This window comes from Streptomyces sp. NPDC006296 (assembly GCF_040613235.1).
In the GTDB taxonomy this organism is placed as follows: Bacteria; Actinomycetota; Actinomycetes; order Streptomycetales; family Streptomycetaceae; genus Streptomyces.
This window is the reverse complement of sequence record NZ_JBEXRT010000007.1, coordinates 178,373-187,593: the sequence shown is the minus strand read 5'-3', so window position 1 is coordinate 187,593 and position 9,221 is coordinate 178,373. Positions and strand designations below refer to the sequence as shown.

Sequence of the window (9,221 nt, the reverse complement as noted above, 5' to 3'; positions counted from 1 at the left end):
CTCAAGGAACGGACGCTTCCTTCGGTCCCGTTTCACCGGGGCCCTCCGGGCGCTTCCCTTCGTTCTTGCGTTTCCGACTCTATCAGACTCTTTCGTGTCCGATTCCCGGTCGAAGCGGGATCCTGCGGTACTGCTATTCGCTTTCCAGTTCTTCGCTTTCGCGTTTCCCTTTCCGGCGAGTCCGACTCTATCAGATCCATTCGGGCCTGATTCCCAGTCAGCGGGGTTCGTCTTCCCGGCCCTCGGGCCGTTCCGACGAGTGAGACATTAGCGGAATCCCCGGCCCCGACGCTAATCGGGTCGCCTTCGAACACTGATTCCCCATTTCGCACATGCGCACGTAAAAGCGCACGACAGATGTCGTTCGTTTTTCGTGGTCACTGCGGAATGGCTGTCCGGGGACCGACCGGGGTCGGCGCTCACGTCGGACAACTCGGAGCACACTACGGTTCCGTTCCGGACGTGTCAACCCCCGGTGGCGGCCGCCCCGCCGGGCGACCTCGCCGGCCGGCGTCCGGGCGGATCGGGGCGTCCGCGCCACGGGGACGCACGCCGCGGAGCCGCGCGGCGGGACGCCGGCCGGCCGGGGCTCAGCCGTTGCCGGTGGCCAGCTCGCGGCTGCGGTCGCGGGCCGCTTCGAGGGCCGCGATGAGGGCGGCCCTGACCCCGTGGTTCTCCAGCTCCCGGATGGCGCTGATGGTCGTGCCCGCGGGACTGGTGACCGCCTCGCGGAGCTTGACCGGGTGTTCGCCGCTGTCCCGCAGCATCACCGCGGCCCCGATGGCGGCCTGGACGATCAGGTCGTGGGCCTGGGCGCGGGGGAGGCCGAGCAGGATCCCGGCGTCGGTCATCGCCTCGACGAGGAAGTAGAAGTACGCGGGACCGGAGCCGGAGAGCGCGGTGGCCGCGTCCTGCTGGGACTCGGGCACCCGGAGCGTCTTGCCGACGCCGCCGAAGATCGACTCGGCGTGGTCGAGGTGCGCGGCGGTGGCGTGGCTGCCCGCGGAGATGACGGACATGCCCTCGTCCACCAGGACCGGAGTGTTCGGCATGACGCGGACGACCGGGGTGCCGGCGGTCAGATGGTCCTCGATGAAGGCGGTGGTGATGCCCGCGGCGGCTGTGATCACCAGGCGGTCGGAGGTGACGTGGGGGGCCAGTTCGGTGAGGAGCCCGCCCATGTCCTGCGGCTTGACCGCGAGGATGAGGATGTCGGCCTTCCCGGCGGCCTCGGCGTTGGTGACGGCCTCGACGCCGTAACGGGTGCGGAGCTTCTCGGCGCGCTCGGGGCGGCGGGTGGTCACCAGCAGGTCGCCCGCCCGCCAGCCGGCCCGGATCATGCCGCTGAGCAGAGCCTCGCCGATCTTTCCTGTGCCGAGGACTGCGACTGTCTGGGTCATGCGGTTCATCCTCCGGGGGCGCTGCGCGGTACGTGCTGCGCCATCCTCGCACCGTGCCCTCAGGTGGTGCGGCGGCGGAGCGTGGCGGCACCCAGACAGAGGACGAGCAGGGCGCAGCCGGCCACGACCAGCACGTCGCGGCAGAAGTCCGCGGTGACGTCGGTGTGGGTGAGCACCTGGTTCATCCCGTCGACGGCGTACGACATCGGCAGGACGGCGGAGACGGCTTCGAGGACGGGGTGCATCCGGTCGCGCGGCGTGAACAGTCCGCAGAGCAGCAGCTGCGGGAAGATCACGGCGGGCATGAACTGCACCGCCTGGAACTCGGAGGCGGCGAAGGCCGAGACGAACAGGCCGAGCGCCGTGCCGAGGAGTGCGTCGAGCAGGGCGACCATGAGCAGCAGCCACGGGGATCCCAGGACGTCGAGTCCGAGCACCCCGACGGACATCGCGGTGGCCAGGAAGGACTGGACGACGGCGACGGCACCGAAGGCCAGGGCGTATCCGGCGATCAGTTCGCCCTTGCCGAGGGGCAGGGCGAGGAGGCGTTCCAGGGTGCCGGAGGTGCGTTCGCGGAGGGTGGCGATCGAGGTCACCAGGAACATCGTGATCAGCGGGAAGATGCCGAGCAGGGAGGCGCCGACGGAGTCGAAGGTGTGCGGGTCGGCGTCGAACACGTACCGCAGCAGCGTGATCAGCAGGACCGGCACGACCAGAAGCAGGGCGACGGTGCGGGGGTCGTGGCGGAGCTGGCGCAGGACGCGTCCGGCGGTGGCCAGGACACGGGCCGGGGAGAGCGTCGGGGTGCCGGTGTTCACGAGGTCGCCTCCCGGCGGTCGTCGTCGGCCGCGGCGGCCTCGTCGACGAGACGCAGGAACGCCTCCTCGACGGTGGCGGAGCCGGTGCGGGTGCGCAGGGCGTCGGGGGTGTCGTCGGCGAGGATCCGGCCCTCGCGCATGAGCAGCAGCCGGTGGCAGCGTTCGGCCTCGTCCATGACGTGGGAGGAGACGAGGAGCGTGGTGCCCCGGACCTCGGCGAGGGAGTGGAAGAGGCTCCACAGGTCGCGGCGCAGGACGGGGTCGAGGCCGACGGTCGGCTCGTCGAGGACGAGGAGCTCGGGGGTCCCGAGCAGAGCGACGGCGAGGGAGACACGGCTGAGCTGGCCTCCGGAGAGGGTGCCGGCGAGTGTGCCGGCGCGGTGGGCGAGGCCGACGTCGTCGACGGCCCGGGCGACGGCTTCCGCCCGCGCGGTGCGGCGGGCGCGGCCCGGCAGCAGGACGGCCGCGAAGTGGTCGAGGTTCTGGCGCACCGTGAGGTCCCGGTAGACGGACGGCGCCTGCGTGACGTAGCCGACGCGCGCCCTCAGGGACGGGTGGCCCGCGGGACGGCCGAGGACGTCGAGCGTTCCCGAGACCCTGGCCTGGGTGCCGACCACGGCGCGCATGAGCGTGGACTTCCCGCAGCCGGACGGCCCGAGGAGGCCGGTGACCCGCCTCTTCGCGACGGTGAGGGCGAGGTCGCGCAGCACGGTCCGGTCTCCTCGCAGGACGGTGAGGGCCCGTGCCTCGACGGCTCCCGCGCCGGGGCCGCGCAGATAATTCATCATGTGATGAATATTGATCCCGCCGGATTGCCGCGTCAAGGGACGTGACCTGCCCGGAGCGTGCGGTCAGCGCACCAGCACCGCGAGTTCGGCCACGTAGCGCTCCTCGACCGTGCCGTCGGGGAACACGGAGGCCAGGTGTCCGCGCTCCGCGTCCAGGAACCGGCGGGCGGACTCGGTGTCCGCCCCGCCGCGCACCAGGAAGGCGGAGTGGCTGGAGAGGTTGGCGAGGTGCGTGTCGACCGGCACGCTCCGGGACCAGGGCAGCAGTCGCTGGGCGAAACCGCCGCCGGACAGCAGGTGGAGGCTGCGCGAGCCGGTGACGCCCGCGGTGCCGTGCGCGCTGTCCCGCGCACCGAAGTGGCGTCGCAGCCGGATGTTCTGGTCCGCGATCCACGGCACGGAGTCGTCGGCGACGTTCCACCAGAGCGCCAGGGCACCGCCAGGACGCAGGACGCGGAGCGCCTCGGGGAGCGCCAGGGCGGGGTCGGTCCAGTGCCAGGCCTGGGCGTAGGTGATCAGGTCGGCCGACGCGGTGGCCAGCGGGAGGCGGTTGCCGTCGCCCCGGACGACGGGCACGGAGGGCAGCGTCCGGCGCAGCTCACCCGCCATGCCGGGGCCCGGTTCCACGGCGAGGACCCGGGCACCGCGCTCGTGCAGCAGCCGGGTGGCGATGCCCGTCCCGGCTCCGGCGTCGATGACGCGGGCGCCGTTCAGGGGGCGGGCGGCCAGCTCCTCGACGGTGTCCAGGAGCGCGGCCGGGTATCCGGGGCGGGCCGCCGCGTACAGGGCGGCGGAGGCGTCGAAGGAGAGGGCGCGGGGTGGGGGTGCGGACATGGATCCATCATGTCGGCCGGCCGCCGGGGGCCGGCCGTGGACGCACACATCCCGCAGGAGACGAGCCGGGCACCGCGGGGCGTGCGCCGCGCGTCCGGACGAGCCGGGCACCGCGGACGGATCTCGGGGGGCGTGCGCCGGCTCAGCTACGGCCCGGGCGCTTCCCCTTGCCGCCCTTGCGGACCGCGGGGTTGCCGGTCCGGGCGGAGCGGCGCTTGTCGTACTGCGCGAGCGCCGTCTCGTACTCGGTCCGCCGCAGCTTCTCGCCCGGCGCCTCCGCGAACGAGCGGATGAAGTAGGCGAGGAGCGAGCCGATGAAGCCGATCGACTTGAGGCCGCGCAGCCTGTCCTCCTGGGACGGGTCGGCGGGGCGGCGGCCGAAGCCCTCCCAGGTCTTGCGGAAGGCGATGGAACTGCACACCGCGAACATCAGCACGACGAGCATGCCGACGACGCCCCCGACCTCGGCGATCTCCAGGCCCTCGTAGGCGAAGCGCAGGACGAAGCAGGCGGCGACGGCCGCGGCGAGGGAGCCGACGGTGGCACCCGCGCGCCGCAGCCCGTAGCCGCCGTCGTGGTCGACCCAGGTCGTACCGAAGAAGCGGAGGGGTTCGGGCTGCGGGCCGGGCGGGGTGCCGCCCGGAGGCACGGCCGGGGACGTTCCGGGGGCTTCGCTGTTCTCGCTCACGGAACCGATTATCCCCGGGCGCGCGACGGTGCGGTCAGTCGCAGCGCTGGGCGACGTAGCCGTCGCTGCCCGTCCTGACGTAGGCGTCCGACACGAACTGCCCGTTGGCGATGTTGTCCCAGATGTTCGACGTGCCGTACGGGCCGGTCACCCGCTCCCCCGGCTTCTGGCAGTACACCGGGACGCTGATCCCGTACGGCAGCGTGCGCACGATGCCGTACTGGGTGCCGGGTCCCCTGCGGACGTTGACGCGGTAGCCGGGTGCGACCGGGTAGACGACCGCGTTCGCGGCGAGCGCCCGCACCCCCTCCTCCGCGGCCCCGACGGTGTCCGTGCCGGCCGGGCCGACGGTGTTCTCCTCCATGCCCATGTGGGCCTCCCCCCGTGGAACGTGACGCGTGTGACGCGCAGGCTAACAAGCCCCGGCCGGCTCGCACGCACCATCGACTAGGCTCCGTGCGTCGCGCTTGCGCACGGACACACGGGGGTGGGCGATGCCGCCGCTGAGAGGGACCGGAGCACATCCGGAAGCGGAGCATCCTGAGTACGCGGGGAAGTACCGTCTGGAGGCATGCCTCGGAGCGGGCGGCATGGGTGTCGTCCATCTGGCGCGCTCCCCCTCGGGACTCCAGCTGGCGGTGAAGGTGGTGCACCGCCAGCACGCGGCGGATCCCGAGTTCAGGGCACGTTTCCGGCAGGAGGTCGCGGCCGCCCGACGGGTCAGCGGGGCGTTCACCGCGCCCGTCGTGGACGCCGACCCGGCGGCGGCGCTGCCCTGGATGGCCACCCTGTACGTCCCCGGCCCCACGCTCTCCGCCCAGGTGAAGCGGAACGGCCCGATGAGCCCCGCCGCGCTGCGCAGGCTCACGGCCGGGCTCGCCGAGGCGCTGCGCGACATCCACCGGGCCGGTGTCATCCACCGGGCCGGTGTCATCCACCGGGACCTCAAGCCGAGCAACGTGCTGCTCCCCGACACCGGGCCCAAGGTCATCGACTTCGGGATCTCGCGGCCGTCCGACAGCGATCTCCGCACGGAGACGGGCAAGCTGATCGGTTCGCCGCCGTACATGGCGCCCGAGCAGTTCCAGCGGCCCCGCGAGGTCGGTCCGGCCGCCGACGTGTTCGCGCTCGGGGCGGTGCTGGTGCACGCGGCGACGGGCCGGGGGCCCTTCGACTCGGGCAGCGCGTACCTCGTGGCCTACCAGGTGGTGCACGACGAGGCGGATCTGACCGGGGTGCCGGCGGATCTCGCCCCGCTGGTGGGGCGCTGTCTGGCCAAGGACCCGGCGGACCGCCCCACTCCGGACGAGATCATGTCGGCGCTGCACCCTCCGTCGTACGAGGCCGCCGCCTTCGTGCCCGGCCAGCGCGGGCCGCTGGCGGTCGAGTCCGCGGAGGTGCCCGAGCCGACGACGCATGTGCGGGCGGCGGACGGGCTGCCGGCCGGGGCGGGGCCGGTGAAGGGCCGCAGGACGCGGCGCGGGTTCGCGGTCGCCGCCGCGGCGGCGCTGCTGGTGGCCGGCGGACTCTGGGCGGCCGGCGCCCGGGGCGGCTCCGGGGCACCGCGGCCGGAACCCGGGGCGGAGACGGCCCGCCCCACCGCCTTCGCACCGTGGCGGACACCGCTGCGCTCCCCGGACGGTGCCACCCCCTCGTGCACGGCGGGACCGTACGGCGCCGGGGCCGCGCTGTACTGCGTCACCGCCGGTCTCGGTGCGTCCCGGCTGGACCCGACGGACGGCACGGTGCTCTGGTCGCACCGGAGCGCCTCACCGGAGGGGTCCGGGGGACGGGTGTCCGGAAGCGCGGCGTACACCCTCGTCGAGGGCGAGGAGCTGACGGCGTACGCGCCGGACGGGGGTGCCGAACTCTGGCGCACACCGATCTCCGGGTACCTCGACGTGCCCCTCTCCGCCGGTGGTCTGCTGCTGGCGGTCCGTCAGGACGGTTCGCTGCAGGCGCTCGACGCGGGAACCGGCCGGCCCCGGTGGCGGCACGCCCTCGCGGGCCACGAACGGCCGGGGCTCGCCCTGTACGAGGCCGGGACCGGGCTGGTGTACGCGTTCGAGAGCTCGGCCCGGGGGACGTCCACGCTGGTCACGGCCGTCGAGGCGCGGACCGGAGACACCGCCTGGCAGCGCAGGCTGGACGGACTGCTGACCCCGGCCGGGAGCTCGGACGGCGCGCTCCTGCTGACCTCGATGAACGAACGGGCTCAGACCACCGGCCTGGTCCGCTACGACCCGGCGCCGGGCCGCACGACGCGTATCGCGCTGCCCTTCCGGATGGACGGGCCGGAGACCGTGGTGGACGGGGACACCGCGCTGCTGCTGGAGCGCGGCGGGACGCTGCTGGCCGTCGACGTGCGGCCGGACGCGGGCCGCACGGAACGCTGGCGGCTGGAGACGGCCGTCGGGATGACCTCGGCGCCGGTGCTCGGACCGGGCGGCCGGCTGTACTTCTCGGCCGCCGACGGGCGGCTGCTCGCCGTCGACACGGAGCGCGGGGCGCTGCTCGGCCAGACGCGCCCCCGGCTGCGGGACGGGAAGCTCGGCCACGCCTCGTCGCTGCCGGCCCCCGTGGTGCTGGGCCGGAGCGTCGTCGGCACCGCCCCCGACGGGTCCGTGTTCGCCGTGGACGCGGACGGCCCCGCCGCCTGGTGAGACCAGGGACGGGGCCGGGCGGGACCGCGCAGGGTCAGCCGAGCTTGGTGACGTCGCGGACGGCACCGCGGTCGGCGCTGGTGGCCATCGCGGCGTAGGCGCGCAGGGCCGCGGAGACCTTGCGGTCGCGGTTCTTCGGCGCGTACACGCCGTTCAGCGCCGCGCGGCGGGTGGCGAGCTCCGCCTCGGGGACGAGGAGCTCGATCGAGCGGTCCGGGATGTCGATCCGGATCCGGTCGCCGTCCTCGACCAGGGCGATCGTGCCGCCGGAGGCCGCCTCGGGCGAGGCGTGCCCGATGGAGAGGCCGGAGGTGCCGCCGGAGAACCGGCCGTCCGTGACGAGCGCGCAGGTCTTGCCGAGACCGCGGCCCTTCAGGAAGGACGTGGGGTAGAGCATCTCCTGCATGCCGGGGCCGCCGCGCGGTCCCTCGTAGCGGATGACGACCACGTCGCCGTCCTTGATCTCCTTGCGGAGGATCTTGTCGACGGCGTCCTCCTGCGACTCGCAGACGACGGCCGGCCCCTCGAAGGTCCAGATCGACTCGTCGACGCCGGCCGTCTTCACGACACAGCCGTCCTCCGCGAGGTTCCCCCTGAGGACCGCCAGCCCGCCGTCCTTGGAGTACGCGTGCGCCACGTCGCGGATGCAGCCGCCGGCCGCGTCCAGGTCGAGGGTGTCCCAGCGCTCGGACTGCGAGAAGGCGGTCGCGCTGCGGACGCAGCCCGGGGCGGCGTGCCAGAGCTCCACCGCCTCGGGGGACGCGGAGCCGCCGCGGACGTCCCAGCTCTTCAGCCACTCGGCGAGGGTGTCGGAGTGGACCGCGTGCACGTCCTCGTTGAGCAGCCCGCCGCGGTGCAGCTCGCCGAGCAGCGCGGGGATGCCGCCGGCCCGGTGCACGTCCTCCATGTAGTACGTGCCGCCGGGGGCCACGTTGGGGGCGACCTTCGACAGGCACGGGACGCGGCGCGAGACCTCGTTGATGTCGTCGAGGTCGTAGTCCAGCTCGGCCTCCTCGGCCGCCGCCAGCAGGTGCAGGATCGTGTTGGTGGAGCCGCCCATGGCGATGTCCAGCGCCATGGCGTTGTCGAACGCGGCGCGGGTGCCGATGGAGCGCGGCAGGACGGTCGCGTCGTCCTGCTCGTAGTAGCGCCGGGTGATCTCGACGACCGTGCGGCCCGCGTTCTCGTACAGCGCCTTGCGGGCGGTGTGCGTGGCGAGGACCGAGCCGTTGCCGGGGAGGGAGAGGCCGAGGACCTCGGTCAGGCAGTTCATGGAGTTGGCCGTGAACATGCCGGAACAGCTGCCGCAGGTGGGACAGGCGTTCTCCTCGATGCGGAGGATGTCCTCGTCGGAGATGCTCTCGTCGACGGCGTCGCTGATCGCGTTGACCAGGTCGAGCTTGCGGACCGTGCCGTCGACGAGGGTGGCCTTGCCGGCCTCCATCGGACCGCCGGAGACGAACACCGTGGGGATGTTCAGGCGCATCGCGGCCATCAGCATCCCGGGGGTGATCTTGTCGCAGTTGGAGATGCAGATCAGGGCGTCGGCGCAGTGCGCCTCGACCATGTACTCCACGCTGTCGGCGATGAGGTCGCGCGAGGGCAGGCTGTAGAGCATGCCGCCGTGGCCCATGGCGATGCCGTCGTCCACGGCGATGGTGTTGAACTCGCGGGGCACCGCGCCCGCCGCCTTGATCGCGTCGGAGACGATCCGGCCGACGGGGGCGAGGTGGGTGTGGCCGGGCACGAACTCGGTGAAGGAGTTGGCCACCGCGACGATCGGCTTGCCGATGTCCTCGCCGGCTACGCCGGACGCCCGCATCAGGGCGCGGGCGCCCGCCATGTTGCGGCCGTGGGTGACAGTGCGGGACCTCAGCTGGGGCATCGTCGCTCGCTCCTTCTACAGAAAAGACTGCCTACGAGCGTACGCCTCCCGTGCCAAGATCTGGACATCCTGTCCGGAATGCGGGACGCGGTGCCCAGTGGGCGGGCAGTGCGGCGGCCCGGCCCACACCCTCGGCCACCTGCCC

General features: G+C 73.2%; 8 protein-coding genes. 1 reads left to right on the top strand and 7 read right to left on the bottom strand.

Translation table 11 applies throughout. The features are described 5' to 3' along the window. Window positions 1–590: 590 nt before the first annotated feature. The 6 genes from proC to ABZ172_RS07630 all read right to left on the bottom strand — a co-directional run bounded on the left by proC (window position 591) and on the right by ABZ172_RS07630 (window position 4,898). A complete protein-coding gene (proC, locus tag ABZ172_RS07655; RefSeq protein ID WP_356881187.1) occupies window positions 591–1,400 on the bottom strand; it encodes a pyrroline-5-carboxylate reductase in 810 nt (269 codons plus the stop codon). 59 nt (window positions 1,401–1,459) lie between these two features. Continuing rightward, window positions 1,460–2,218 carry an ABC transporter permease gene (locus ABZ172_RS07650; RefSeq protein ID WP_356881185.1) on the bottom strand — a complete coding sequence of 253 codons (759 nt, stop codon included), beginning with the start codon at window positions 2,216–2,218 and terminating at the stop codon, window positions 1,460–1,462. After that, on the bottom strand, window positions 2,215–3,006 hold the full coding sequence (locus ABZ172_RS07645) for an ABC transporter ATP-binding protein (protein WP_356881183.1): 792 nt from the start codon (window positions 3,004–3,006) through the stop codon (window positions 2,215–2,217). Before ABZ172_RS07645 ends, ABZ172_RS07650 begins: the two co-directional genes overlap by 4 nt. A 63-nt stretch (window positions 3,007–3,069) precedes the next feature. After that, complete coding sequence (locus tag ABZ172_RS07640; protein ID WP_356881181.1) at window positions 3,070–3,840, bottom strand: methyltransferase domain-containing protein; 771 nt, start codon at window positions 3,838–3,840, stop codon at window positions 3,070–3,072. 142 nt (window positions 3,841–3,982) lie between these two features. Further along, entirely contained in the window at window positions 3,983–4,528 is a 546-nt protein-coding gene (locus ABZ172_RS07635) for a hypothetical protein (RefSeq protein ID WP_356881179.1), read from the bottom strand. Between the two features lie 34 nt (window positions 4,529–4,562). Beyond that, window positions 4,563–4,898, bottom strand: a complete 336-nt coding sequence (locus ABZ172_RS07630) for an SH3 domain-containing protein (protein ID WP_356881177.1) — start codon at window positions 4,896–4,898, stop codon at window positions 4,563–4,565. A gap of 124 nt (window positions 4,899–5,022) precedes the next feature. Here ABZ172_RS07630 and ABZ172_RS07625 point away from each other — a divergent pair, with 124 nt between their 5' ends. Further along, window positions 5,023–7,191, top strand: coding sequence for a serine/threonine-protein kinase (locus ABZ172_RS07625; RefSeq protein ID WP_356881175.1), 2,169 nt, complete (start codon window positions 5,023–5,025; stop codon window positions 7,189–7,191). Between the two features lie 34 nt (window positions 7,192–7,225). Here the strand turns inward: ABZ172_RS07625 and ilvD are convergent, their stop codons facing one another. Next, complete coding sequence (ilvD, locus tag ABZ172_RS07620) at window positions 7,226–9,076, bottom strand: dihydroxy-acid dehydratase (protein ID WP_356881173.1); 1,851 nt, start codon at window positions 9,074–9,076, stop codon at window positions 7,226–7,228. Window positions 9,077–9,221: the final 145 nt, after the last annotated feature.

What these genes read in the sequence shown, in the direction of transcription:
- proC (WP_356881187.1), bottom strand. Translation starts at nt 1,400, where the DNA reads ATGACCCAGACAGTCGCAGTCCTCGGCACAGGAAAGATCGGCGAGGCT.
- ABZ172_RS07645 (WP_356881183.1), bottom strand. Translation starts at nt 3,006, where the DNA reads ATGATGAATTATCTGCGCGGCCCCGGCGCGGGAGCCGTCGAGGCACGG.
- ABZ172_RS07640 (WP_356881181.1), bottom strand. Translation starts at nt 3,840, where the DNA reads ATGTCCGCACCCCCACCCCGCGCCCTCTCCTTCGACGCCTCCGCCGCC.
- ABZ172_RS07630 (WP_356881177.1), bottom strand. Translation starts at nt 4,898, where the DNA reads ATGGGCATGGAGGAGAACACCGTCGGCCCGGCCGGCACGGACACCGTC.
- ABZ172_RS07625 (WP_356881175.1), top strand. Translation starts at nt 5,023, where the DNA reads ATGCCGCCGCTGAGAGGGACCGGAGCACATCCGGAAGCGGAGCATCCT.
- ilvD (WP_356881173.1), bottom strand. Translation starts at nt 9,076, where the DNA reads ATGCCCCAGCTGAGGTCCCGCACTGTCACCCACGGCCGCAACATGGCG.